Consider the following 25,581-nt stretch of genomic DNA (forward strand, 5'->3'; position numbering starts at 1 on the left):
ACTCTTATTGATAAGATTCCTGCCTTCGCAGGAATGGCATTAATACATTAAGGTTTGCTTTAAGTTTTCTTCTGTTTTTATTTTACCAGAATTGATTAATGTATTGTTTGATTCTACATTGTTTTTTGCTCCCCAAAGAATTGAAACAAATTGTACTTTATTGTTTTTAAACGTGTTGTTATTAATATTTACATTTATAATTCCTCTGTGATTAAGCAACATTCCATTCTTTTCTGCTGCACCACAATTTATAAACGTACTATTTGTTACCAATAAGTTTCCGCCAATTGTAGACTCATCATATCCACCACGATAATAGTCAATCACGTTTTGTTTTACGTTCGTGAATTTGCAATTATCAACAGTTAAATATTCTGTGTTATAATCACCTCTGTCGTTTGTTTCTTCAGATAATTCTAAACCGTTTTCACAGTCTGAAATTGCTGTGTTTTTAAAGATGATTTCTTCAGAAAAAGATTGCTTGTACACTTTTAAAGCATAATTAAAATTGCTGATTTCTGAATCTAAAACTTCCAAACCGAAGTGATTAGACATGTTCTTTTTTAAACTCGCGAATGCTTGCTGAGAACCTGTTCCTTTTAACTTGATGTTTTTTACAGTTAGTTTTCCATAAGGATGCAATTCGATAGCTGGTGTATTTGCTGCACCTGCATAAACAATTTCAGCATTTCCTTTAGATTGAATCGTTATCGTTTTATTTACGATTAACGATTCTGAAATATTATAAACACCTTCATTTAAACTTAAAACATCTCCACTTTCTGCTGCTTCAAGTTTACTAACCAATTCCGAAGCATTAGCAACGGTATGTGTTGTTGCTTCTTTTGCTTCTACTTCATTTGAAAACCAATCTGCTCCATATTTAGATTTATCTAACAAGTCTAAATTTATGTCTTCAGCTTTTGCAATTGCTCCTATTGTATTCGATTTTTCTCTAGAATTTCCTAATAAATCATTTGTAATTGTTTCAAAATCGTAGCCTTTGTAAACTTCTACGTCATCGAATCCTGAAGTTGGTACAGATAAGTTTGAACCTATATCTGTTAAGGTTAAATCTTTAGTAATTAAATCATGATTGTTTTTAACTTCTACGCCGTTATTGTCGATAATATTACTTGCAAATGTTACGCCATCTGCTTTATCGTGCTCGATAATTGGGTTTGGATCACCTTCAGAATTATAAATAATATTATTCACAACTTCGGTTCTTAAAGGTCTTGCAGATCTAATTTCTGACTTTGGCAAAACATCTGCTTGCGCAATATTTGTACCTACTCCAAATTGCCATGGCGAGCTAGAATCTACAAACGTATTGTAAGCTACCACAACATCTGTAACTTGATTATAACGGTTTAATGGTGACTTCGGAATTCCGTTCATAATAGCAATCGGACTTCTAAAATTCTTACCTTTTATTTTGTAAAATAGGTTGTTGATTACCCAATGACCTGTATTGATGATTCTAATGCCACCATATTGATCGTTTACGCCATCACCAATAAAATAATTCCCGTCAATAGTAACGTAGTTTCCGTGACGTGTAACCACAGAACCTTCACTTTTATAAAACACATTATTTTTAATGATGTTGAAATTGGTTTTGCTTGAAATGATTTCTACTTCACCATTACATTCTTCAAATAAATTATTTGCAATTAATGTGTTACTAGGACTCATTGATGTAAAACTACTACCTAACTGAATCGTTTCACCTCTTGCACCACCTTTTCTTGGTCTTGGACCAAAGTGATTGTTGATGATTTTATGATAGTTTCGTATGCTTTGATTTCCTTTTAAATCTACTCTTAAGGTTGGACCACCATTTGTTTTACCAGCAAGATAAGAGTTGCTAAATTCGTTGTGTTTACCGTAAAGCTGTACCCAAAGATTGTCTTGATCGCGCTCTAAATTATTATAATCTAAAATTACACAGTTGGTAACTTTAGAGTGATTGGCAACTTCTTTAGGACTAGTTCTAAACGCGATAACGTTTGTTTTTGGTGAAAATCCATTTCTAAAAAACAAACCGCTTACTTCTATGTAATTTCCACTAATTTCTAAACTAGAGGCACCTTCTATAAAAACTTTTCCAGGCGTTTCTGCTTTTAATGTAATTGGATTGCTTTCGGTTCCTTCACCAATAAGTTTGATTTCTACATCTTTGTATGTTCCGTTCGCTAAAATAATATTGTCTCCTGGTTCAACGCTAGAAATAGCATTTTGTAATTCGTCTACATTAGAAACTGTTATACCTGATACTGTTTTCTCCTTACAAGAAAGGAAACATAGCAGTAAGCTGCATATTAAAAAGTATTTTTTCATTTAAAAATTATTGTTTTTTTTTATTAATGAGTAACCTGTAAATTGTAATATTTCACGTAAGAAAAAGCATTAGAATTTGTTGAATTTAGATAATTACCTGCTTTAAAATAATTTTCAAAAGGCCATTTATCTAGACTTACATCTTGATAAACAAAAGCCTCGTTATTATTTAATTGCACCTCTACTCTAGCATCTGAAGCTGTTATTCTAAAAGAAAAGCTTTCGAAACCAACATAGCCTAAGTTTTCTTTAATATCATACCAAGTACTACTAGAAGTATCTAACAAATCGTCTCCAGAAGTAGTTTCATCTATAAGTGACTTTTTATGAGACCAGATATAGCCATCTTTCCAATATATTTTAATTAATGGCGGACCATTATTAGATGAAAAATTATGTATATCCATATCTTCCTGAGATATAATACCATGAATTTGCATGACTATAACTCTATGGTATTCATCGCTTGAGTCTGTATTTTGTGAGATAGAATCTATTTTTAATTGACCAGTCATCTCTCCACCTTCTAATAAGGTCCAATTCTCTCTTGAGTTGCTAGGGTTAATAAGTTCTCTTAACTCAGTTCTAGAATAAGAACTGTTTGTGGTAGAAACACCTGGATAGGTATAGAAGACCAATGAACTATCCTCTATATCATCATACATAAAAGGTATAACAGGCTCTAAGGTTTGATAACTAAAATTAATTAATTGAGCCGGTTGATACTCGTCTGGACCACCATTATTATTTTCATCTACAGGAAGCGTAACTTTCCAGTTTGAAAAATCTATTGGAGCATAAATAGGATTATTATCATCACCTGTTTCTCCTGAAGGTAAAGTTGGGTTTTGAGAGCTTTCTGGTCTATTATCAACTTCATTATTACTAGAACAATTAACAAAAAACACTATTGAAAAAACAAGTAAATACTTATACATTTTATAAAGAATTAACAGCAGAATTAATTAAACAAATCAACTGGTTTACCAGATTGGTTTACCAAATATAATGATATTTAACAGCTCTCCAAATTTTTAACTAGTAAAGTTTAATGTTAAATTTTAGAGAATATAATAAAATCACACCGCTTAAGATATCGATCTTTACAATTCTATTAACGTAAAGTAAATTCCTAATTATTTAAATTAGCAATTAAAACCCTTAATATGAAACTAAAATTATTTATTATACCTTTAGTATGCCTGCTATTTTTTAATTGCGCTTCAAGAAAAATTAAAGACATTACATACCTAACTAAAACAGAAAAAATAAATGATAATAAACCTACACTAAACGTATTTGAACCCAAAAAAACAACTACAGATAAAAATGCTGTAGTTATTTTTGTTCATGGTGGTTACTGGAAAGATGGAGATAAAAAAACCTATGGCTTTTTAGGAAGAAACTTTGCTAAAAATGATATTGTAACTGTTATTCCTGGATATACTTTAAGCCCAAATGCTAACTATGATTTAATGGCTAAACAAATAGCCCAAGCCGTAGAGTGGACAAAAAACAACATTGATAAATATAAAGGAGACCCAAACCAAATATATGTTATGGGACATAGTGCTGGTGGTCATTTAGTAGCACTAATAAGTACAAATCCTAAATATTTAAAAAACAAAAAAGATATTAAGGGTGTTATTTTAAACGATGCGGCAGGATTAGATATGAAAAGTTATTTAGAAGAAAATGCGCCAACTAGCAAATATCATTATGATGTAACTTGGACTAAAAACCCTGAAAACTGGAAAGACGCTTCACCAATTTATTTTTTAAATGATGAAACGCCTCCTTTTTTAATTTATGTAGGGTCTAAAACTTATCCTTCTATTATGACATCTAATTCAGCTTTTGTTGAAGCTCTAAAACCTTATCAACCAAAATTAGAAAAAATTATTTTAGACAAAAAACATGTACCTATGATGTCTCATTACTTTTTTCCTTGGGTAAAAAGGTATGATGAGATAGTAAATTTTATAAATAAAACTAAGATTTAACTTTTAAATCAAGAGCTTTAAACTGCCATTTAGAAAAACCTCCTTTTAAATCGTATATTTTTTTAAAACCTGCTTTTTGCATTTTCTCAGCACATTTAGCACTTCTACCACCACGTTGGCAGTATAATATTACTGGTTTCTCTTTATCTAAGCCAATAATATCTGTATCAAAAGTTGGTGAATTAAAGTCAATATTTTGAGATTTATTAATATGTCCTTTATCGTATTCGTCTTTTGTTCTAACGTCTATTAATTGCACATTCTCTAATGAAAGAAGCGTGTCCATTTCTTCAACAGAAACAACAGTAACAGGATTGTTTTTTTTATCTTCACAGTTTAGTAAAGTAAAACCTAAAAATAAAGCAAGTACAATTATTTTAGTTTTCATATTATTATTAATTTAAATGTAGTTATTGTGTTTTTTCGCCAGTCCATTCTTGAAAACCACCAACTAGGTTATAAGCATTTTCAAAACCTAATTGATTCATTATAGAACAAGCTTGTCCACTTCTTCCTCCAGATTTACAGTACACGTAATAGTTTTTATTTTTGTCTAGTGCTTCTAACTCATATATAAAAGCTTGACCTTTAAAAATATTTATATTTTTAGCGTTTGGTATGTAACCATCTGCAACTTCTTCTTCTGTTCTAACATCTAAAATAAAAGCATTATCGTCTGCTTCTAACTGTGCTTTCCATTGCTCTTGTGATAAATCTGCCATTTTAATTTTATTAGCTTTTTTTAGCATGTAAAGTTAATCAATTTAACGTTTTATTATGATATAGACGAAAAAAAACCTGAAGTGTTACACTTCAGGCTAAATAATATTATGTGAAGTTAATTAAACCTTTATAGAACAGCCTATAGCTTTAGTTTCTTTAACTTCAATTTCTTTTCCATTTAACAATGCATTTACAGCATTTTCAACGTATTTAGTTTTTACTTTACTAGCATCTTGGTAATTATCGTCTATTGCTCCTATATATTTAACAACATTTCCTTTTTTGGTTTTTTCTAAAACGTATATATGAGGTGTTTTTGTTGCACCATATTGCGGATAAATTTCTTGATCTTTATCCATTAAATATGGAAATGTAAAACCTTTTTCTTTTGCTCTTTTTTGCATTGCAGCCATATTATCTCCAGGTTTAACATCTATATTATTAGGCATAATTGCAATTACAGGATAGCCTTTAGGAGCATACATTTTATTTAATGCTTCAATTCTATCTTCATAAGCAACAGCGTATGGACATGTATTACATGTAAATGTTATTATAAATCCTTTAGCATCTTCAAAATTAGACATAGATACCATTTTGCCATCTATATTCTCTAATTTAAAATCTGTTGCTATATCTCCAATTTTATAACCCTTATTGACACTTGTAAAAGCACTTGCTATAACTGCAATTAATAATAAAGCACTCCATTTTTTAATAGTTTTCATAATATATTTATTTTAAAAATTTATTTACTTCTTCTTCTAACTCACTGTAATTAAAAGAACGCTCATAAAATGCTCTTTTTTCACTGCTATAAATAACTGTTGCTGGTATTGCTCCTGTCCAGTTTTTATCTATTTTCGGTATCCATGTATTTGAGTCTACATCATTTAGAGCTACTACTTTAGATTGTAATTTGTTTTTTTTTATATAAGGTTTTAATCGTTTTTCATATTGATTTGGAAAATCTAAACTTACTAAAATCACTTCAACATTTTTAGACTTGTAATCTTCATTTAATTTTTCAAAATATGGTAATTCTTTAATACAAGGTGCACACCAAGTTGCCCAAAAGTTTACCACATAAACTTTATCATCTTTTTTAGTTAAAAGTGGTTCTAACTCATCAAAATTATAAACTTCAAGTTTTACATTGTAATCTTCTGTTAGAAAATCTTGATTTTTTTTATCAGATTTACAACTGGAAAATAATATAACTAAAATTAAAAGGTATTTATTCATACCATAAAAATAATAAGCAAAATGCATCTTCAATATTATTTAACAAATATTTACGTTAAATTTTATTTGCTAACAAAATATAGATTTATATATTTGAACTTTATAAAAAAGAATAGCTATTTAGCTTTAAATAAATGAACTCAAAATTAAATCATACTTGGTGGTGGACTTCTCGAAAAACAATTCGTGAATAAACTCCTACGTATATTTTATATAATATAAAAAAGGCTTGTCATTCACGACAAGCCTTTTTTATTGGTTTATTTTTATATTTAGAGAACAATCAAAATTAACACTGAGATAAATTCAGCACACATGAAAACTTTTAGTTTATATACACATTACAAAAAAATATTAGCCGATACTATTACACCTGTAAGTATCTATTTAAAGATACGCGATAAATTTCCAAACAGTATTTTATTAGAAAGTAGCGATTATCATGCAAACGATAATAGTTTTTCTTACATCTGTTTTAATCCTATTGCCACTATAAAAGTTTCTGGAAACACTATAGAACAGAGTTTTCCAGATGGTAGTAAATTAAGAAACCGTACTACAAATGTGCCTAAAATGATACATAAATTCACTAAACGTTTTAAAGTAGATTCTGCAGAAACGTTTAAATTTATTAATAATGGAATTTTTGGCTATACCGCTTATGATGCTGTTAAATATTTTGAAGATGTAGAAATTTCAAAAAAACCTAATTCTATAGACATACCTGATATTTACTATGCTGTTTACCAAAATATTATAGCAATAGATCATTTTAAAAACGAAGCCTATATTTTTGCGCATTGCCACGGAACAGAAAATAATATAGAAGAAGTTCTTCATCTTATACAGTCTACCAATTTTGCGTCTTACAAATTTAAATCTCAATCTAAAATTGAATCTAATTTAACAGATGACGAATATAAAGAACATGTAAAACTAGCCAAAAAACATTGTGCTAGAGGTGATGTTTTTCAATTAGTATTATCAAAAAAATTCTCACAACAGTTTAAAGGCGATGAGTTTAACGTTTACCGTGCATTGCGCAGTATAAATCCATCACCATATTTATTTTATTTTGATTATGGTGATTTTAAAATATTTGGTAGTTCTCCAGAAGCACAGTTGGTAGTTAATAATGGAATGGCTGAAATTCATCCAATTGCAGGTACTTTTAAACGCACAGGAAACGATAAAGAAGATGCAGAATTAGCAAAAAAACTTGCTAACGATGATAAAGAAAATGCAGAACATGTAATGCTTGTAGATTTAGCTAGAAACGATTTAAGTAGACATGGTAGTAAAGTAAAAGTTGAAACTTATAAAGAAGCTCAGTTTTTTTCGCATGTTATACATCTTGTAAGTAAAATTACTGGAGAAGTAAATAAAGAATCTTCTACAATGCAAGTTGTCGCAGACACTTTTCCTGCTGGAACTTTAAGTGGAGCACCAAAACACAATGCCATGCAACTTATTGAAAAATACGAAAAAACAAGCCGTGCTTTTTATGGTGGCGCCATTGGTTTTATGGATTTTAATGGCAATTATAACCATGCCATAATGATTAGGACATTTTTAAGTAAAAACCATCAATTACATTGGCAGGCAGGAGCCGGAATAGTTTCAAAATCTAACCCAGAAAGCGAACTTCAAGAAGTTTATAATAAACTTGGAGCTCTAACAAATGCTATTGAATTAGCAAAAGAGATTTAAATAATACCCAAAGAAGATAATGTGTAAATAAACGCTTAAAGCCACAAGCTAAAAGCAAATAGCTAAAAAAAATGAAAGTATTAGTAATAGATAATTACGACAGTTTTACCTACAACTTAGTCCATTACTTAGAAGACTTAAATTGTGAGGTAACTGTTAAAAGAAATGATAAGCTCACTTTAAAAGATGTAGAACCTTTTAAAAAAATAGTATTATCTCCAGGACCGGGAATTCCAGAAGAAGCAGGACTACTTAAAGCCATAATAGAAAAATATGCTCCAACAAAAAGTATTCTTGGTGTCTGTTTAGGTCAACAAGCCATTGGAGAAGTATTTGGAGGAAAATTAATTAACTTAGATACCGTTTTTCATGGTGTTTCAACCAAAGTAAACATTACAGTAGATAATGAACCACTTTTTTATAACATGGAAAAAACAATTGAAGTTGGTCGCTACCACTCTTGGGTTGTAGATACAGACTTACCAGATACATTAGAAGCTACCTCTTTTGATGAAAACGGCCAAATTATGTCACTTAGACATAAAATTTACGATGTTAAAGGCGTTCAATATCACCCAGAAAGTGTTTTAACACCAAATGGCAAACAAATGTTAGAAAACTGGATAAACAATTAAAATACAAAAAACCTTTTCAATTATAATAGAATCAATTTTTTTTAATGAAAAATATACTTAATAGACTAATTAATCATGAACGCATATCAACAGAAGAAGCAAGAAATGTTCTAATAAATATTTCTGTTGGTCAATACAACCAAAACCAAATTGCTTCTTTTCTTACCGTATTTATGATGCGAAGTATTACACTAAACGAACTTCAAGGTTTTCGCGATGCCCTTTTAGAGTTATGCATTCCAGTAGATTTATCAAATTTTAATGCCATAGATTTATGTGGAACTGGTGGTGACGGTAAAAATACCTTTAATATATCTACCTTATCATCATTTGTCACTGCAGGTGCCAATGTAAAAGTTGCAAAACATGGTAATTATGGTGTATCGTCTGCATCTGGATCCTCTAATGTCATGGAAGCTCTAGGTGTAAAATTCACTAATGATATTGATACACTAAAAACACAAATAGACCAAGCTGGAATTTGTGTAATGCACGCACCACTATTCCATCCCGCTATGAAAAATGTTGCACCTATTAGAAAAGAATTAGGTGTAAAAACATTTTTTAATATGCTTGGCCCAATGGTAAATCCAGCATTTCCTAAAAACCAAATGGTAGGTGTTTTTAGTTTAGAATTACAACGATTATACGGTTACTTATACCAAAATACAAATACCAATTATAGTATTGTTCACGCATTAGACGGTTACGATGAAATTTCTTTAACTAGTAATACTAAAATTATTACCAATGCAAGCGAATCTATATTAAAACCATCAGATTTATGTATTGAACAAATAGAAGAGTCTGAAATTTTTGGTGGTGTTACAGTAAAAGAAGCAGCTAAAGTATTTAAAAATATTATTAACGGTAAAGGTACCCAAGCTCAAAACAATGTAGTCTGTGCTAATGCTGGTCTAGCAATCGCAACTGTTGATGGCATTTCACATAAAGAAGGATTTGAACGCGCAAAAGAAAGTTTAGAAAGCGGTAAAGCAAAACTAGCACTAGAAAAACTTATAGAATTAAGTAAATAACTAAGTATTTTCTAACTTAAAAGTACAAGAAGTACATTATGAATATTTTAGATAAAATAACCAGAGACAAACGCATAGAAGTTAATCTTAGAAAGCAATTAATACCTATTAAACAATTAGAGCAATCTGTATTATTTAGCAAAACAGCAGTTTCTTTAGTTAACAATTTAAAAAATAGCACTTCTGGAATTATTGCAGAACATAAACGTCGTTCTCCATCAAAACAAGTTATAAATCACGACTTAAATGTTTTCGATGTTGCTAAAGGCTATGAAAATGCTGGTGTTTGTGGCATGTCGGTTTTAACAGATGGCAAATATTTTGGTGGTTCTTTAGACGATTTACTTACAGCAAGGTCAAATTGTAACCTACCATTATTACGTAAAGAGTTCATTATTGATAGCTATCAAATTATTGAAGCAAAAGCTTACGGTGCAGATGTTATATTACTAATCGCAGCAATACTCACTAAAAAAGAAATAAAGCAATTTTCAGAACTAGCAAAAAGTTTAAACTTAGAAGTGCTATTAGAAGTACATAATGAAGAAGAATTGCATAAGTCTATAATGCCAAGTTTAGATCTATTAGGCGTTAATAATAGAAATTTAAAAACATTTGAAGTAAGCCTAGAAACAAGCAAACAATTAAGTGAACTTATACCTAACGAATTTGTAAAAGTTTCAGAAAGTGGCATTAGTAGTGTTGAGGCTATAAAAACCTTAAAACCGTTTGGTTATAAAGGCTTTTTAATAGGAGAAAACTTTATGAAAACCAATAACGCAGGCGAAAGTGCAAAACAATTTATAAAACAAATAAACTTATAAAATTATGAAACTAAAAATATGTGGAATGAAAAATGAAAACAACATTTTAGATGTTGCAGAGTTAAATCCAGGTTATATGGGTTTCATTTTTTATGAGAAATCACCAAGACATTTTAACACCACAATTCCAGAACTCCCAGAAAGTATAAAAAAAATTGGCGTTTTTGTTAATGCTACTTTCGATTTTATTCGAGGTAAAGTAGAAAAACACGATTTACAAGGTGTACAACTTCATGGTGATGAGACTCCAGAACTTTGTAAAAGTTTAAAAGACTTAGGCATAATAGTAATTAAGGTGTTTTCTATAAAAAACCAATTTAATTTTAAAGTTTTAGAACCTTTTGAAGACGTTTGCGATTATTATTTATTCGATACTAAAGGCAAAGAACCAGGCGGAAATGGATACACGTTTAACTGGAACGTTTTAAAAAAATACCCATCAATAAAACCCTATTTTTTAAGTGGTGGTATTGGACCAAAAGAAATGGATTCATTACTTCTATTTTTAAAAAGACCAGAATCTGAATTTTGCGCTGCGGTAGATTTAAATAGCAAATTTGAAACTGCTGCTGGTTTAAAAAATACTGCTAAACTTAAAACATTTCAGCAAAAATTAATAGACACTAATTACCTACGATAAATTATGACTTATAATATAGACGACAAAGGATATTACGGTGAATTTGGTGGTGCATACATTCCAGAAATGCTTTATCCAAATGTTGAAGAGTTACGCCAAAACTACCTAAAAGTAATGGCAGAACCATCATTTAAAAAGGAATTTGATCAATTACTAAAAGATTACGTTGGGCGTCCATCACCACTGTATTTTGCAAAAAGATTAAGTGATAAGTACAAAACTAAAATCTATTTAAAAAGAGAAGATTTAAACCACACTGGTGCACATAAAGTAAACAATACAATCGGACAGATTTTAATGGCGCAACGTTTAGGTAAAAAACGCATAATTGCAGAAACTGGAGCAGGACAGCATGGTGTTGCAACTGCCACTGTTTGTGCGCTTATGGGCTTAGAATGTATAGTTTACATGGGAGAAATAGATATTGCTCGCCAAGCTCCAAATGTTGCAAGAATGAAAATGTTAGGCGCAACAGTAATACCTGCTACTTCTGGAAGTAAAACATTAAAAGACGCAACAAACGAAGCGATAAGAGATTGGATTAATAATCCTGTAGATACACATTATATTATTGGTAGCGTTGTTGGTCCGCACCCATATCCAGATATGGTTGCTCGTTTTCAAGCAGTAGTATCAGAAGAGATACAATGGCAATTAAAAGAAAAGGAAGGCAAAACAACACCAGATTATGTGATTGCCTGTGTTGGTGGTGGTAGCAACGCTGCTGGATCATACTATCATTATTTAGAAGATACTAATGTAAATTTAATAGCTGTTGAAGCTGCTGGTAAAGGTGTACATTCTGGTGAAAGCGCTGCAACTTCAGCACTTGGAAAAGAAGGTATTATTCACGGTAGTAAAACATTGTTAATGCAAACTGATGACGGGCAAATTACCGAGCCATATTCAATCTCAGCAGGATTAGATTATCCTGGTGTTGGACCAATGCATGCGCATCTATATAAATCTGGAAGAGCAGAATTTATCTCGGTCACAGATAATGAAGCAATGACATCTGGCTTAGAATTATGCAAATTAGAAGGTATTATTCCTGCCATAGAAAGTTCTCATGCCTTTGCAGTTTTAAATAAAAAAACATTTAAAGAGGACGATATTGTAGTAATTAATTTATCTGGTCGTGGTGACAAAGATTTAGATACCTACATAAAACATTTTGATCTGTAATAAAAAAGAAACGCCTTTTACTAATAAGCAAACATGAACAGAATAAATAAAAAACTAAAAGAAGATAAAAAGCTACTTAGCATTTACTTTACAGCTGGTTATCCTACATTAAATGATACTGTTACCATTATTGAAAAGCTTGAAAAGAGCGGAACAGACATGATAGAAATAGGATTACCATTTAGCGATCCTTTAGCCGATGGACCAACAATACAAGCCAGTTCAACGCAAGCACTTAAAAATGGTATGACTACTAATGTACTTTTTAAACAATTAAAAGATATTAGACAAAGAGTTTCTATACCTTTAATAATTATGGGTTATTTTAATCCAATGTTGCAATATGGTGTAGAAGCATTTTGTAAAAAATGTCAAGATGTTGGTATAGATGGGTTAATTATTCCAGACTTGCCTGTAGATGTTTATAACGAAAAATATAAAGCAGTATTTGAAAAATACGGTCTAATAAATGTGTTTTTAATAACACCACAAACAAGTGAAAAGCGAATTAATTTTATAGACTCTATTTCAAATGGATTTATATATATGGTAAGTAGCGCAAGTGTTACTGGAAGTAATTCTGGTTTTGGAGACGAGCAAACCAAATACTTTAAACGTATTGCAAAAATGAATCTAAAAAACCCTCAAATTATTGGTTTTGGTATTTCAGATAACGAAACCTTTTCTCAAGCTACACAACATGCTAAAGGTGCAATAATAGGCTCAGCTTTTATAAAAAATCTTACAAAAAGTGGTTTATCGAAAATTGACAATTTTATAAAATCTATTATAAATTAATAGTTATATTGGTACATTATTAATCAACTAACAACCTTAATTTATGGAATGGTATTTAAAAGTCGTAAGAGATAATTACGCAAATTTTGAAGGCAGAGCAAGACGTCAAGAATATTGGATGTTTACATTATTTAATTTTTTAATAATTATGGCACTAGCTATAGTAAGTGGCGTATTAGCAACTTCTTTAGATGCTCCAGCTTTTATGGCTATTTATTTTATATATGCTTTAGCTGTAGTAATACCTAGCTTAGCTGTAGCGGTAAGAAGACTGCACGATACAGGTAAAAGTGGCTGGTATTATTTAATATCATTAATACCTTTAATTGGAGGAATTTGGTTAATTATTTTATTTGCTACAGAAGGCGATGTGGGACCAAACGAATATGGACCAGACCCAAAAAAACCTACTAATTTAGGAGCAGATACAGAGCGTAAAAACACGCATGTAATTAGTTAGTTTTAACGTTTCTACAACAAAACCTTATAATAGTTTTAATAGTTAAATAGCTTTATTTTAATAACTTAGAGTAAATCTAAAAACTAAAAAAATATTATGGGAACTATAGCAGATAAAAGAAAATTTAAAACAACAAAAACACAAACAAATCCTACAAACCCAACTGGGAATACAAATGTAGAGACTAATAAATTTGATATTGACGAGTCAACTATCAAAGATCAACAAAAAAAGAAATAATTTATTTTAAATTATTATTTTGTGAAGCCTAAGCTTAATTTAAGTTTAGGCTTTACTTTTTATACATTATATGGCTTTAAACATAGTATTAATAGAACCCGAAATACCTAATAACACTGGAAATATTGGCAGACTTGCTTTAGGCTCTGGTTCAACTTTACATTTAGTAAAACCTTTTGGTTTCGAAATTACCGATACCCGATTAAAACGTGCTGGTTTAGATTATTGGCAACATTTAAACCTTCATTATTATGATAATATAGAAGACTTTTTAGAAAAAAATAAAACTAAAAAAATGGTTTTTCTTTCTAGTCATGGCACAAAACAACATTGGGATATTAAATTTGAAGACGATTTATTTTTAGTCTTTGGAAAAGAATCAAAAGGCTTACCAAAATCATTAACATCTAAACACCAAGATAAGTTGTTTAAAATACCACTTTACAGCGAACACATTCGCAGTTTAAATTTAGCAAATGCTGTTAGTATTGTTGTGTATGAAGGTTTAAAACAAATTAATACCATTTAAAAAGTAACTTATGCTAGATTTCATTTCGGTTTTAGAGGCTGAATTTGAAAAGAACTCAAATTTAGAATTAGCTATAAAGCAAGAAGCTTATATGCGTAACCAATTTAAAACATTTGGTATTAAAACCGAAAACAGAAGACGCATACAAAAGCCCTTTTTAGTTAAAGCGTACTTACCTAAACAAGAAAATCTAGAAACCATTGTTAAAACACTTTGGAGTAAACCGCAGCGTGAATTTCAATATTTTGGCCAAGAATTAGCTTTTAAATATTTGAAAAATATTCAAGAAAAGGATATTGCATTATATGAGTTTATGGTAAGCAATAAATCTTGGTGGGATACTGTAGACTTTATTGCCATAAAATTAATAGGCAATTATTTTAAAGTATATCCAGAGTTACAAAAGCAATACATAGATAAATGGCTTAAATCTAATAATATGTGGCTACAACGCTCAGCATTATTATTTCAATTAAAATATAAAAAAGATTTAAATCCTGAATTAATGGCTTATACCATATCGCAATTACTAGGCTCTAAAACTTTTTTTATAAATAAAGCTATTGGTTGGATTTTAAGAGAATACAGTCGTACAAATCCAGAATGGGTTTTAAATTTCACAAAAGAAACCGTTTTAAGTAATTTAAGCAAAAAAGAAGCTTTAAGGCTAATTAATTAAACTTCTGGCAATTACTTGACAATCTTATTTTTTTAGTCTAACTTCGTTTAACACATGATATTAAACATTAAAACGGTTTGATATCATAAGCTATTGTAAAACATATGAAAAAAATCCTGCTAATAACAATAATCGGAATTTTAATTCACTCTTGCTCAGCTACTAAAACTGGAAAAGAAGGGACAAGATACTTCGATGAAAATAATATGGAAGTTAGCAAATCAACGTTCCATAAAATCCGTTTAACAAATAATTTATTAGATATTCCCGGAGATTCTACAAATCATAAAAAATTAACTTTAAGAGAAAAACGTGGAAAAATAACAAACAGAGCCTTATTGGAAACGTTACTTGAGAAAGAAATAAATCAAGAATTAGATTCTACAAAACCAATAGTTATAATTTATTATCCAGGAAAAGACCCTTGTAATTCAAGTGGTTCAGCTCCAATAGAATCAAGGAGAAATTGGTTCAGACAATTAGAAGATGGAATCAGTCAAGTTGCACAAACTAAACCAATTTATATTTATAAAGATAATGATGGCTTAAAAAAATATGATGGAATTTTGACTTGGCACAAAGACCCAGAAGGAACTATTGAAAGACTATTTTTTGAACATCATTATCCATGTAGTAGTTTTGTGGTTATTTCTAAAAATGGTGACTATATAAGTTACTTTGGAGAATTTGGAATAGAATATATTTGGGAAGCAACTCAAATAATGAATAAATAAATACGTTTTACAACAATGGCTATAAGTAATTGCTTGTTCTCGCCTACTTTGGAAATTCCTGCAGAATTTCCAATTTGGTGTGTACTTGTAAAGTTAAGTGATAAACCACGCAACAAACCATATACATACACGTTAAACGAAAACGGATAATTATTTAAGAATTCTTTTTTAAATATTCTAAATAAAAATCCTCAACTTTTTTTCGTGCCCAAGGTGTACGCCTCAAAAATTTTAAGCTAGATTTCACAGATGGATTATCATTAAAACAACGAATATTAATATTATAGCCTAAATATTCCCAGCCATAATGCGCTTGCAACTCTGTTACAATTTGTTCTAATTTAATACCATGTAGAGGGTTATTAGGTTGAGACATATTAAGATAACATTTTTTTTATTTTTGTTGCTTTCTCAAAATGATCTAGTTGGTGGGTTTCTATCCACCATGTTGCAGCCTCCATTAACAACTTGGGATTATCGTTTTTGTTTTTAAAAAAGGCATAAAAAGACAAACCTACGGTATTACCTTTTTGAGCAATTTTTTTATCGCAAATTTCTATAATTTTGTCTCTTAGAGCTTCGGTCATAATATCTTTAGCCTTTAAATACAAAAATACATATTACAATTTAAACTTAATTTCTAGTCGTGTTTGAGCGTCTATCACTAGTTCGGCTTTTGTTTTTATTTCGGTTACGGTTTCTTCCACCATTACCAGAACTATTTCCGCTACTTTTAGCATTTCGCCTACCAGAATTAGAGCCTTGAGATTTTGCCTTATTAGGATTTCTCTTTTGCCTATTTTGACCAGGTTTTATTGGCGCTGTAGAAGCATTTGGATCTGGTTCAAAACCTTCAAGAATTTCAACTTTAAGTTTTTCTCCTATTAGTTTTTCAATATCTCTTAAATATTGAGTTTCGTCTGCACTTACTAAAGAAATAGCTTCTCCTTTTGCTCCTGCTCTACCTGTTCTACCTATTCTGTGTACGTAATCTTCAGAAATATTTGGAATTTCAAAGTTAATAACGTGCGGTAATAGTGGTATGTCTAAACCACGAGCAGCAATATCTGTTGCAACCATTACTCTAATAGTTCCGTCTTTAAAACCTTTTAGAGCTTTTGTTCTTGCTCCTTGACTTTTATTACCATGTATAGCTGCGGCTGTAATTCCAGAGCTAATCATTTTTTTAGTTAACTTATTTGCTCCATGTTTAGTTCGAGTAAAAACTAAAACTTGTTTCCAATTACCATCACTAATTAGTTTAATTACTAATCCTGTTTTTAAACCTTTTGCTACACGATATACTTTTTGAGAAATTGCTTCAACAGCTGTATTCTCTGGTGTTGCTTCAACCTGTACTGGGTTTTTTAATATATTAAATGCTAGTTTTTTAATGTCTTTAGAAAATGTTGCCGAAAACATTAAATTTTGTCTTTTATCTGGCATCAATTTCATTACACGTTCTATATCGCGTAAAAAACCCATATCTAACATACGGTCTGCCTCATCTAAAACAAAAATTTCTACACGTTTTAAAGACAATAAACCTTGATTGTTTAAATCTATTAAACGACCAGGAGTAGCAACTAAAACATCAACTCCTTTTCTAATATTTGCAACTTGTGGTTTTTGGTTTACACCTCCAAAAATTACAGCACTTCGTAAATTTAAAAACTCGCTATATTCTTTTACATTAGCATAAACTTGTGCTGCTAATTCTCTTGTTGGTGTTAATACCAAAGCACGAATTGGCCTAAATTTTTCTTTTGGATTTTCACTAAGAATATGCAATAATGGCAAAGTAAAGCCAGCTGTTTTTCCTGTTCCTGTTTGGGCAGATGCTAATACATCGTATCCGTCTAAAACTGGAGGTATTGCTTTAGCTTGTATTGGTGATGGATTTTCGTATCCTTTTTTGCTAATAGCTTTTAATAAAGGCTCAGACAAGCCTAATTGTTTAAATGACATAAATAAAGTTTGTGAGATAAACTCTATTATGCAGGCTACCTCTTTTTAATTGAAAAGCAAAGGTAGTGCTTATTTATAGGTTAAGCCTATAATTGGGAAATGTTTGTGTTTTTGAATGTGATTTTATAAATTCTAAAAACATTTCATCTACAATTTACAACAGTTTAGAACCTTAATCTTTTAATTATTAAATAATTATACGAGTTTTGTAAACATTATGAGTAAACAAAAAACCATTATTTTTAGAATTGTTTTATTAGTAGGTACAGTAACTTCGCTATTTTTTGTGCCTTGGTTATTAGTAAAAGCTTGGATATTGCCTTTACCAAATACCGTACAAAAACAAATGGATCAAGCTATTAATCATGGCTTTGATGGCATGATTGTATATATAGATCAAACCGATAAAAAACCTCAATTTTTAGCTTCTGGCTGGCATAATAAAGAAACTAAAACACCTGCTAAACCAAAAGCTCTATTTAAAATTGCAAGTATTGGTAAATTGTACGATGCTGTAACGGCTACAAAATTAGTAAGTGAAGGTAAGCTTTCTCTAAATAAAACATTAGCAGATTACCTACCCGAACTTATTGGTAGAATTGAAAATGCCGAAAAAATTACTTTAAAACACATGATACAACATAAAAGTGGTATCCCTAATTACTCTGATGCTCCAAATTTTTGGGCAAACCCAACTAAAACGTTTAAAGAAAGTCTTGATTTAATTATAGATAAACCTGCTAATTTTGAGCCTGGTGAAGATTACGAATATTGTAACACTAACTATCTATTATTAAACGAAATAATGAATAACGTTTTGGGCTACGATAAATTTGTTTTTATTCAAGAAGAAATTTTAAAACCTCTAAACCTTAAAAACACTTTTAAATCGTTAGATGAAGTAGATATTAATGCGGTTATGAGTGGTTACCATGTTGGTTACCCTTATAATTTGAGAGCAGATGAATATGGCATGCTTGCCACTGCAGAAGATGTTGGTATATTTTTAAGAGCATTAAATAACGGCTCTGTTTTTAAACCTGGCGAAAAAGAAATTTATACATCTATTTATAAATATGAACATTCTGGTTGGGTTCCAGGTTACCAAAGTTTTGCAAACTACTATGAAGATATTGATGCTGTTATAGTTGCTTTTTACAGCACAACCGATTCAAAATTATATAATTGGAACCTATCTGAAATAATAAACTCTCGAATTAAAAAAATTGTAGAAAATAAATGATATTGCAGTTGGTGATTATAGAAACTCACGATATTGCATGACGCGAAAATCGAAAGTTGAAAAGTCTGGATTTTTAGATTTTAACTGTTTATACAAAGGGTTGCTACCTATTGATATATTTGCTGCTCCAGATGCAGAAGTTAGAGATACGGTTTTAATTATACGTTTCTTTTTTAATTTCTTTTTAGGTTCTGCCAATACAAATTGATGCATTTTAGGCGTTTCTTTTGAAATTAATTCTAATTTTAAGTTGTATGTTTTTATATGTTTTCTAAAAAAATATTCTGGACCATTTTTAGAGTTTCCTCCTGTAAATAAAAGCGTATCAATTTTAGGATATTGTTTTAAATACGATACAATATCGCGAAGTACAATATTTTTCATACCTAAATCTGAAGCATTAATTTTATCTCTCTCGGCACTTTCTACAATATCACAAACGCCTATTTTATTAGCTATTAAAAAAGCTTTACGCTGCTCTACTGCTTTTTGTGAATTATTATAGAGCAAATTAAGATTATGAATTTTATCTATAAATAACCATAGCGAATTGTAGTAACTGCCATAACAAAAGTCAACATCTTTATCTAACAATTCGCCTGTTGAAAATCTTGGCGGTGGCAAAGTACCAACTATTAATTTTGTAGTATCCTGCTTTATAAATGGTTTATATGGATGTTTATGTTTAAACATATTATTTAAGCAGAGACAATAGGATAATTACATGTTTTTAAGCAACTTCTCTACCTCTGCAACTGTGCTTCTAAATTTTTGCTTGTTAGGCTTTGTCATGTGTTTTGCTTCGTCTGAAATCTCTTCAAGTAACACCTTTGCCTCGTTTGTTTTATTTCTATTAATTAAAAACTTTGCCAATACTAGGCGCTCGTTGTAATTATCGTAACGAACATCTATTGCTTTTAGTTGCTCCTCTGCAGCATTAACTTCTCCCAATTGCTCTAAAGCTAAGCCGTATGTAAATTGAGTTTTAGATTTTTTAAATTGTGCGTCTTTTTTTATAGCGTTTGCGTAAGCGACTGCTTGTTTATAATTTTTAGCATGATAATTTGCTTTGACTAATTGGGCTTTTAAAAAATAATTGTTTTGGCTTTCGTCTTTTATAGCATCTTCATAATACTTTATAGCATTTTCAAAATCATTCATTTCGAAATAAGCATCGGCTAAATTGACTTTATTTTGGTATGTATCTGAAAATTCTAATTGTTTTTTTAAATCGTTTACCCGTTTTGTTGGTACTAAAATATTAGTAATGTTTTCTTGAATTTTATTAGCATCTCGCTTGTTATAAACCTGGGTTACCAAGTAAATTATACAACCTATTAATGGTAAAAATATAATAAGAAAAATCCAGTAATAATCGTTACGGTTTTTAATAAGATGATATATACAAAACGCTTGAAACGCAACAATAAGGTAGTATGCCATTAGTTAAATTAAGTTTAAAGTCTAAAGATAATAAAACAAATCCCTAATTAATTTATTACCTTTATAAAAAGCAAAAACTATGGGAAAAGGAGATAAAAAATCGAAACGTGGTAAAATTAGTCGTGGTACTTTTGGTACGCGTAGGCCTAAAATTAAAAAGCGTGTTCGTCCTGAAACTAAGATTGAAATTAATAAAAAAATTAAACCTTAATTACCTTGTAAAGACTAAATTGTGTTCGCTTGACAACTCGTCACTTAAACCGTAACCTTCTACTGTAAAGCCTTTTAAATCTTCTATTGTTTTTGCATTTGTATCTACAATATATCTTGCCATTAAACCTCTTGCTACTTTGGCATAAATGGCTATAATTTTATATTTACCGTCTTTAAATTCTTTAAATTCTATATTGGTTACTGGTACTTTTAATGCTTTTGTATCTATGGCTTTAAAGTATTCTTTACTAGCTAAGTTTACAAACACCTCATCGTCTTCTAGTTCATTATTTAAACTTGTAACTATGTCTTTTTTCCAAAATTCGTAAAGATTTTTTTTGGCTCCAACAGGCATTTTTGTTCCCATTTCTAAACGGTAAGCTTGTATTAAATCTAATGGTTTTAAAACGCCATATAATCCAGATAGTATTCTTACAGTGTTTTGTAAGGTTTCTATTTTATTTTCTGGTATTGTATAGGCATCTAAACCTCTGTAAACATCACCATTAAAGGCATAAATGGCTTGTCTTGCATTGTCTTTATTAAATGGTAATTGCCAATCTTGATTACGCTCGTAGTTTAATTGCCCTAAGTTATCGCTTATATGCATAAGCTTAGATATACTTTTAGCTGATTTCTTTTTTAAAACTTTATTTAGTTTTTCGGCTTGATTTAAAAATGAAGATTCTGTTGTTTGTGTTGTTGGCAAACTGGTTTCGAAATCTAATGACTTTGCTGGTGATATAACTAATTTCATATGTATACGTTGTAACCTCTAGTTTTTACTATGGGTTTTAATTTTAAATTTATGGTGTACTTTTATTATAGCACTAAATTACAAATAGTATAAGCTTAAAAAAAATGGTGCTTATCGTTTTTTTTAATAATGAAATTTGAATTTATTATCGTTATTTTATTTGCGTTAGCGATTGCAACGGCATCCTTTTTTTGCTGCCATATATGGCAAAAAAAGATATAGTGTAAAGCGCGACCAAAACAAGTTTTTTCTGCTTGTTTTGGTAACGCCCTAATGTTCTAAATGTGAAGCATAACCACGCCATTTCTCGATACAGGCTTGCATATCGTCTGGTACTGATGTATTAAATTGCATGATTTTGCCTGTTTCTGGATGCTCGAATCCTAGTGTTTTTGCGTGTAAGGCTTGACGTGGCAATACTTTAAAGCAATTGTCTACAAATTGCTTGTATTTGGTAAAGGTTGTGCCTTTTAGTATGCGCTCACCGCCGTATCGCTCGTCGTTAAATAAGGTGTGCCCAATATGTTTCATGTGCACACGAATTTGGTGTGTTCTACCTGTTTCGAGTTTGCAGGATACTAAGGTTACATAGGTTAAGCGCTCTAATACTTTGTAGTGTGTTACGGCTGGTTTTCCTTTGTCTGCGTCGTCATCCATATAGACCGTGTTTTGAAGTCGGTTTTTTGGATGACGGCCAATATTTCCTTCTATTGTACCTTCGTCTTCTTCCATATTTCCCCAAACAATGGCTACATATTCTCGCTCGCTGGTTTTGTCTTTAAACTGTTTTGAGAGGTGCGCCATGGCGTGTTCGGTTTTTGCTACTACTAGCAAACCACTTGTGTCTTTATCTATTCTATGTACCAATCCTGGTCTATCACTAGAGTTTTTTGGTAAATTATCGAAGTGATATATTAATGCGTTTATTAAGGTGCCTGAGTAGTTACCATGTCCTGGATGTACTACCATTCCTGCTGGTTTGTTTACTACTAATAATGTATCGTCTTCGTACACTATGTCTAATGGTAAATCTTCTCCAACTAATAAATTCTCGAATGGTGGATGCTCAAAAAGTACTTTAATAACATCTAACGGTTTTACTTTATAGTTAGATTTTACTGGTTGATCGTTAACGTAAATATTGCCTTCTTTTGCTGCGGCTTGTATTTTATTTCGTGTTGCGTTTTCAACTTTATTCATTAACCATTTATCTATGCGTAAAGGTGCTTGACCTTTATCTGCAATAAAAGAGTGGTGCTCGTATAAACCAGTATCTTCATCTGGTAATTGTGGTGTGTAGTCTGCCATTATTATGAGCGATTACCGTTACCTAACACCAAATCTAACGTTGATGTTTTAGGGAGTAACTCGCCAGATTTTACACTTTGGTTTTTATAACGAATGCTTCTTACCTCGTCTTTCCCTAAGTGGTCTATATATGTTATTTTTCCTATTTTAAATCCTAATGCCTCAAGTGTTGGTTTGGCTTGACGAAACGTTCTACCTACTAAACTTGGTATTGCTATTTTTCTATATCCAGATGGATTTAATGTAATGTAAATTTTTCTATTCTTTTTAACGTCTGATCCTGGTTTGGGATCTTGATCAATTACAGAGTATTTTGGGTAATCTGGATTAAAATTAGCACTGTCTTGAATTTCCATTACCAAATTGTTTTCATCTAATTCTATTTTAGCAACGTCTATAGATTTTCCTTTTAAATTTGGAACCGTTTCAAAATTACCATGATTTGTAGATATGTTTAACCACTTAAGTATGATAAAACATAAAACAACTATAGCGACTACAGCTAAAGCTAGTTGCTTAAAAAAAACTTTACTGGTTAAAAATTTAACAATACTCATTGACGAATTTATTTTAAAAATAGTGAGACAAATATATAAAAACTAAAAGGTTTTTTGTTTGATACAAATAAATGATATTTTTACCAAACTCAATTTTATATAGAGTTATTGTATTTACAATAAAAACCCAAGTACATTTATATAATTAAACAGTTTTACCGCTTTCGCGGAATTTTAAGATGAAAAAAAATATCGCCATTATAATGGGTGGCTACTCTAGCGAATACCAAATTTCACTAAAAAGTGGAAATGTGGTTTATAATACATTGAATAAAGAAAAATATAATGCTTACCGTATTCATATTTTTGAAAACAAATGGGTTTATGTAGATGCTAACGATAAAGAATACGCCATAGATAAAAACGATTTTTCGGTTTTAGTAAACGAAACTAAAATTACTTTTGACTGTGTTTTTAATGCCATACATGGTTCGCCTGGAGAAGATGGTTTTATACAATCGTACTTTAAACTAATAAATTTACCACAAACCAGTTGCGATGCGTACCAAGCTGCATTAACCTTTAATAAAAGAGACTGTTTAAGTGTTTTAAAACCTTATGGCATTTTAACTGCAGAGAGTTACTATCTAAATTTAGGTGATATAATTAATGAAGACCAAATTATAAACAAAGTTGGTTTGCCTTGTTTTGTAAAAGCTAATAAAGCCGGAAGTAGTTTTGGGATTTCTAAAGTACATGAAAAAGAGAAATTAAATGCAGCTATAGACATTGCTTTTAAAGAAGACAATGAAATAATTATAGAATCGTTTTTAGACGGTACAGAAGTTTCCGTTGGTGTTATAACTTATAAAGGTGAAACTAAAGTTTTGCCTATTACAGAAATATTTAGTGAAAATGATTTTTTTGATTATGAAGCCAAATACCTTGGTAAGTCTCAAGAAATTACACCAGCAAGAATTACTAAAGAACAAGAAAACAAAGTAATTACTGTTGCAAAAAAAATATATAATGTTTTGAAAATGAAAGGCTATACACGTAGCGAATTTATTTTTAAAGATGGTGAACCGCATTTATTAGAAATGAATACAATTCCTGGTTTAACTAACGAAAGTATTTTACCTCAACAAGCCGCTGAAGCTGGTATAACAATGGAAGCTTTATTTGATAGTGCTATTGAAGAGGCTTTAAAAAGTTAATATTGTTTATATTTATAAAACAATAACCCTAACCAGCACGTAAATGGTATTTTTTGGAAGTAGAGCCTCTAAGTTAAAAGAAGGCAGAATTAGCAATATAAAATGTACTAATTGCGACACACAAACTAGTATGGATTATTCTATATTTGGTAAGTATGCGCACATATATTGGATCCCTACATTTCCAACAGGTAAAAAAAGTGTTTTTGAATGTACAAACTGCAAACGCACTTTTAAAAAAAAAGAATTAACCCAACAAATTAAACATAAATTTGAATTAGAAAACAAACCCAGTTTCCCAATATGGTATTTTAGCGGCTTAGCTGTAATAATAGGTATAATTTTTATTGGCATCTGGATTTCTAAACAAAACGATTTAGATAATGAAGATTATATTAGCGCACCACAAGTTGGTGATGTTTACTCTGTAAAAGGTAATCAAGAAGACTATTATACCTTAGCTAAAGTAACTAAAGTTACTAACGACAGTTTACACCTTATTTTCAACGATTATGAAACCGATAAACGTACAGGTGTTAATAAAATTGATAAAGATGAAAATTATACTGTAGGTCGATTTAATTATTCTAGAGCCGAAATTTTAGCTCTTTTTAAAGACAATATCATCTACGATATAGATAGAAATTAAATAAATACATTAGTATATAATGTAGATAACAAAAGCACAATGAAACGAGCACTTTTTCCGGGATCATTTGACCCAATCACTCTTGGACATTACGATATTATTAAACGTGGCGTAAAACTTTTTGATGAAGTTATTGTAGCCATTGGTGTAAACTCTGAAAAAAACTATATGTTTTCTTTAGAAGATAGAAAACGTTTTTTAGAAGACGCCTTTAAGGATGAACCTAAAGTAAAGGTAGTAACTTATAAAGGTTTAACCATAGACTTTTGTAAAGCTATGGATGCCAAATTTATATTGCGTGGATTAAGAAATCCAGCAGATTTTGAATTTGAAAAAGCTATTGCACATACCAATAGAAAACTATCTAAAATAGAAACAGTTTTTCTTTTAACCGCTGCAAGAACATCATTTATAAGTTCTAGTATAGTTAGAGAAGTTATTAGAAATAATGGCGACTACACCGTTTTGGTTCCAGATAGTGTAAGAGTAAAATAAAAAAAG

Annotated in this window: 32 protein-coding genes; 18 read left to right on the plus strand and 14 right to left on the minus strand. The window is 30.4% G+C overall.

Annotation, left to right across the window (positions count from 1 at the left end; genetic code table 11):
* Window positions 1-39: 39 nt before the first annotated feature.
* Together BM549_RS11550 and BM549_RS11555 are read right to left on the minus strand one after the other, a co-directional pair.
* On the minus strand, window positions 40-2,343 hold the full coding sequence (locus BM549_RS11550) for a chondroitinase-B domain-containing protein (RefSeq protein ID WP_290470415.1): 2,304 nt from the start codon (window positions 2,341-2,343) through the stop codon (window positions 40-42).
* 23 nt (window positions 2,344-2,366) lie between these two features.
* A complete protein-coding gene (locus tag BM549_RS11555) occupies window positions 2,367-3,281 on the minus strand; it encodes a polysaccharide lyase family 7 protein (RefSeq protein WP_290470416.1) in 915 nt (304 codons plus the stop codon).
* Between the two features lie 228 nt (window positions 3,282-3,509).
* On the opposite strand from BM549_RS11555, the gene BM549_RS11560 reads away from it, so the two are divergent.
* Entirely contained in the window at window positions 3,510-4,346 is an 837-nt protein-coding gene (locus tag BM549_RS11560) for an alpha/beta hydrolase (RefSeq protein WP_290470417.1), read from the plus strand.
* Here BM549_RS11560 and BM549_RS11565 read toward each other — a convergent pair.
* The 4 genes from BM549_RS11565 to BM549_RS11580 form a co-directional block, all read right to left on the minus strand.
* Window positions 4,336-4,734, minus strand: coding sequence for a rhodanese-like domain-containing protein (locus tag BM549_RS11565; protein ID WP_290470418.1), 399 nt, complete (start codon window positions 4,732-4,734; stop codon window positions 4,336-4,338). The genes BM549_RS11560 and BM549_RS11565 overlap by 11 nt on opposite strands.
* Window positions 4,735-4,756: 22 nt before the next feature.
* The gene (locus BM549_RS11570; RefSeq protein ID WP_290470419.1) at window positions 4,757-5,068 is read right to left on the minus strand and encodes a rhodanese-like domain-containing protein; all 312 of its coding nucleotides are present in this window, start codon (window positions 5,066-5,068) and stop codon (window positions 4,757-4,759) included.
* A gap of 120 nt (window positions 5,069-5,188) precedes the next feature.
* Window positions 5,189-5,797 carry a thioredoxin family protein gene (locus tag BM549_RS11575; protein ID WP_290470420.1) on the minus strand — a complete coding sequence of 203 codons (609 nt, stop codon included), beginning with the start codon at window positions 5,795-5,797 and terminating at the stop codon, window positions 5,189-5,191.
* 7 nt (window positions 5,798-5,804) lie between these two features.
* Window positions 5,805-6,314: a TlpA disulfide reductase family protein gene (locus BM549_RS11580; RefSeq protein WP_290470421.1), complete on the minus strand. Its 510-nt coding sequence runs from the start codon at window positions 6,312-6,314 to the stop codon at window positions 5,805-5,807.
* A 315-nt stretch (window positions 6,315-6,629) separates the two neighbouring features.
* Between BM549_RS11580 and BM549_RS11585 the strand changes: the two genes are divergently transcribed.
* The 12 genes from BM549_RS11585 (at window position 6,630) to BM549_RS11640 (ending at window position 15,785) form a co-directional block, all read left to right on the plus strand.
* Window positions 6,630-8,024, plus strand: a complete 1,395-nt coding sequence (locus BM549_RS11585; protein WP_290470422.1) for an anthranilate synthase component I family protein — start codon at window positions 6,630-6,632, stop codon at window positions 8,022-8,024.
* A gap of 71 nt (window positions 8,025-8,095) precedes the next feature.
* Complete coding sequence (locus BM549_RS11590) at window positions 8,096-8,659, plus strand: aminodeoxychorismate/anthranilate synthase component II (RefSeq protein ID WP_290470423.1); 564 nt, start codon at window positions 8,096-8,098, stop codon at window positions 8,657-8,659.
* A 44-nt stretch (window positions 8,660-8,703) separates the two neighbouring features.
* The gene (gene trpD / locus BM549_RS11595) at window positions 8,704-9,696 is read left to right on the plus strand and encodes an anthranilate phosphoribosyltransferase (RefSeq protein ID WP_290470424.1); all 993 of its coding nucleotides are present in this window, start codon (window positions 8,704-8,706) and stop codon (window positions 9,694-9,696) included.
* Between the two features lie 38 nt (window positions 9,697-9,734).
* Entirely contained in the window at window positions 9,735-10,520 is a 786-nt protein-coding gene (gene trpC / locus BM549_RS11600) for an indole-3-glycerol phosphate synthase TrpC (RefSeq protein WP_290470425.1), read from the plus strand.
* Window positions 10,521-10,524: 4 nt separating this feature from the next.
* A complete protein-coding gene (locus tag BM549_RS11605) occupies window positions 10,525-11,160 on the plus strand; it encodes a phosphoribosylanthranilate isomerase (protein ID WP_290470426.1) in 636 nt (211 codons plus the stop codon).
* A gap of 3 nt (window positions 11,161-11,163) precedes the next feature.
* The gene (trpB, locus tag BM549_RS11610) at window positions 11,164-12,345 is read left to right on the plus strand and encodes a tryptophan synthase subunit beta (protein WP_290470427.1); all 1,182 of its coding nucleotides are present in this window, start codon (window positions 11,164-11,166) and stop codon (window positions 12,343-12,345) included.
* A gap of 33 nt (window positions 12,346-12,378) precedes the next feature.
* The gene (gene trpA, locus BM549_RS11615; protein ID WP_290470428.1) at window positions 12,379-13,143 is read left to right on the plus strand and encodes a tryptophan synthase subunit alpha; all 765 of its coding nucleotides are present in this window, start codon (window positions 12,379-12,381) and stop codon (window positions 13,141-13,143) included.
* Window positions 13,144-13,186: 43 nt separating this feature from the next.
* On the plus strand, window positions 13,187-13,603 hold the full coding sequence (locus BM549_RS11620; RefSeq protein ID WP_290470429.1) for a DUF805 domain-containing protein: 417 nt from the start codon (window positions 13,187-13,189) through the stop codon (window positions 13,601-13,603).
* Window positions 13,604-13,699: 96 nt separating this feature from the next.
* The gene (locus BM549_RS11625) at window positions 13,700-13,843 is read left to right on the plus strand and encodes a hypothetical protein (protein ID WP_013870358.1); all 144 of its coding nucleotides are present in this window, start codon (window positions 13,700-13,702) and stop codon (window positions 13,841-13,843) included.
* A gap of 70 nt (window positions 13,844-13,913) precedes the next feature.
* Complete coding sequence (locus BM549_RS11630) at window positions 13,914-14,372, plus strand: tRNA (cytidine(34)-2'-O)-methyltransferase (RefSeq protein ID WP_013870357.1); 459 nt, start codon at window positions 13,914-13,916, stop codon at window positions 14,370-14,372.
* A gap of 10 nt (window positions 14,373-14,382) precedes the next feature.
* A complete protein-coding gene (locus BM549_RS11635) occupies window positions 14,383-15,051 on the plus strand; it encodes a DNA alkylation repair protein (RefSeq protein ID WP_290470430.1) in 669 nt (222 codons plus the stop codon).
* A gap of 104 nt (window positions 15,052-15,155) precedes the next feature.
* Window positions 15,156-15,785 carry a hypothetical protein gene (locus BM549_RS11640; RefSeq protein WP_290470431.1) on the plus strand — a complete coding sequence of 210 codons (630 nt, stop codon included), beginning with the start codon at window positions 15,156-15,158 and terminating at the stop codon, window positions 15,783-15,785.
* Between the two features lie 154 nt (window positions 15,786-15,939).
* Here the strand turns inward: BM549_RS11640 and BM549_RS11645 are convergent, their stop codons facing one another.
* Genes BM549_RS11645 through BM549_RS11655 form a run of 3 tightly spaced genes read right to left on the minus strand, consistent with a single transcriptional unit; the run spans window position 15,940 to window position 17,753 of the window.
* A complete protein-coding gene (locus BM549_RS11645; protein ID WP_013870353.1) occupies window positions 15,940-16,161 on the minus strand; it encodes a VF530 family DNA-binding protein in 222 nt (73 codons plus the stop codon).
* A 1-nt stretch (window position 16,162) separates the two neighbouring features.
* Window positions 16,163-16,372, minus strand: coding sequence for a DUF6500 family protein (locus tag BM549_RS11650; RefSeq protein ID WP_290470432.1), 210 nt, complete (start codon window positions 16,370-16,372; stop codon window positions 16,163-16,165).
* Window positions 16,373-16,418: 46 nt separating this feature from the next.
* Complete coding sequence (locus tag BM549_RS11655) at window positions 16,419-17,753, minus strand: DEAD/DEAH box helicase (protein ID WP_290470433.1); 1,335 nt, start codon at window positions 17,751-17,753, stop codon at window positions 16,419-16,421.
* A gap of 217 nt (window positions 17,754-17,970) precedes the next feature.
* On the opposite strand from BM549_RS11655, the gene BM549_RS11660 reads away from it, so the two are divergent.
* Window positions 17,971-18,996: a serine hydrolase gene (locus BM549_RS11660; protein WP_290470434.1), complete on the plus strand. Its 1,026-nt coding sequence runs from the start codon at window positions 17,971-17,973 to the stop codon at window positions 18,994-18,996.
* Window positions 18,997-19,011: 15 nt separating this feature from the next.
* Here BM549_RS11660 and BM549_RS11665 read toward each other — a convergent pair whose 3' ends face one another.
* Both BM549_RS11665 and BM549_RS11670 read right to left on the minus strand, forming a co-directional pair.
* Entirely contained in the window at window positions 19,012-19,689 is a 678-nt protein-coding gene (locus tag BM549_RS11665; protein ID WP_290470435.1) for a uracil-DNA glycosylase family protein, read from the minus strand.
* 27 nt (window positions 19,690-19,716) lie between these two features.
* A complete protein-coding gene (locus tag BM549_RS11670) occupies window positions 19,717-20,439 on the minus strand; it encodes a tetratricopeptide repeat protein (RefSeq protein ID WP_290470436.1) in 723 nt (240 codons plus the stop codon).
* Window positions 20,440-20,518: 79 nt separating this feature from the next.
* Here BM549_RS11670 and BM549_RS11675 point away from each other — a divergent pair, with 79 nt between their 5' ends.
* Window positions 20,519-20,650, plus strand: a complete 132-nt coding sequence (locus tag BM549_RS11675; RefSeq protein ID WP_290470437.1) for a 30S ribosomal protein THX — start codon at window positions 20,519-20,521, stop codon at window positions 20,648-20,650.
* Here BM549_RS11675 and yaaA read toward each other — a convergent pair whose 3' ends face one another.
* The 3 genes from yaaA to BM549_RS11690 all read right to left on the minus strand — a co-directional run bounded on the left by yaaA (window position 20,651) and on the right by BM549_RS11690 (window position 23,274).
* Entirely contained in the window at window positions 20,651-21,409 is a 759-nt protein-coding gene (gene yaaA / locus BM549_RS11680) for a peroxide stress protein YaaA (RefSeq protein ID WP_290470438.1), read from the minus strand.
* Window positions 21,410-21,679: 270 nt separating this feature from the next.
* On the minus strand, window positions 21,680-22,717 hold the full coding sequence (locus BM549_RS11685) for an RluA family pseudouridine synthase (protein ID WP_290470439.1): 1,038 nt from the start codon (window positions 22,715-22,717) through the stop codon (window positions 21,680-21,682).
* A gap of 2 nt (window positions 22,718-22,719) precedes the next feature.
* The gene (locus BM549_RS11690) at window positions 22,720-23,274 is read right to left on the minus strand and encodes a PASTA domain-containing protein (RefSeq protein ID WP_013870344.1); all 555 of its coding nucleotides are present in this window, start codon (window positions 23,272-23,274) and stop codon (window positions 22,720-22,722) included.
* 179 nt (window positions 23,275-23,453) lie between these two features.
* Between BM549_RS11690 and BM549_RS11695 the strand changes: the two genes are divergently transcribed.
* The 3 genes from BM549_RS11695 to coaD are packed head-to-tail and all read left to right on the plus strand — an operon-like array spanning window position 23,454 to window position 25,575.
* Complete coding sequence (locus tag BM549_RS11695) at window positions 23,454-24,431, plus strand: D-alanine--D-alanine ligase (protein WP_290470440.1); 978 nt, start codon at window positions 23,454-23,456, stop codon at window positions 24,429-24,431.
* A gap of 43 nt (window positions 24,432-24,474) precedes the next feature.
* The gene (locus tag BM549_RS11700) at window positions 24,475-25,080 is read left to right on the plus strand and encodes a zinc-ribbon domain-containing protein (protein WP_290470441.1); all 606 of its coding nucleotides are present in this window, start codon (window positions 24,475-24,477) and stop codon (window positions 25,078-25,080) included.
* A 39-nt stretch (window positions 25,081-25,119) separates the two neighbouring features.
* Window positions 25,120-25,575: a pantetheine-phosphate adenylyltransferase gene (gene coaD / locus BM549_RS11705; RefSeq protein WP_013870341.1), complete on the plus strand. Its 456-nt coding sequence runs from the start codon at window positions 25,120-25,122 to the stop codon at window positions 25,573-25,575.
* The last annotated feature ends 6 nt before the right edge of the window (window positions 25,576-25,581 follow it).

Source organism: Lacinutrix sp. MedPE-SW (assembly GCF_001874145.1).
In the GTDB taxonomy this organism is placed as follows: domain Bacteria; phylum Bacteroidota; class Bacteroidia; order Flavobacteriales; family Flavobacteriaceae; genus Lacinutrix.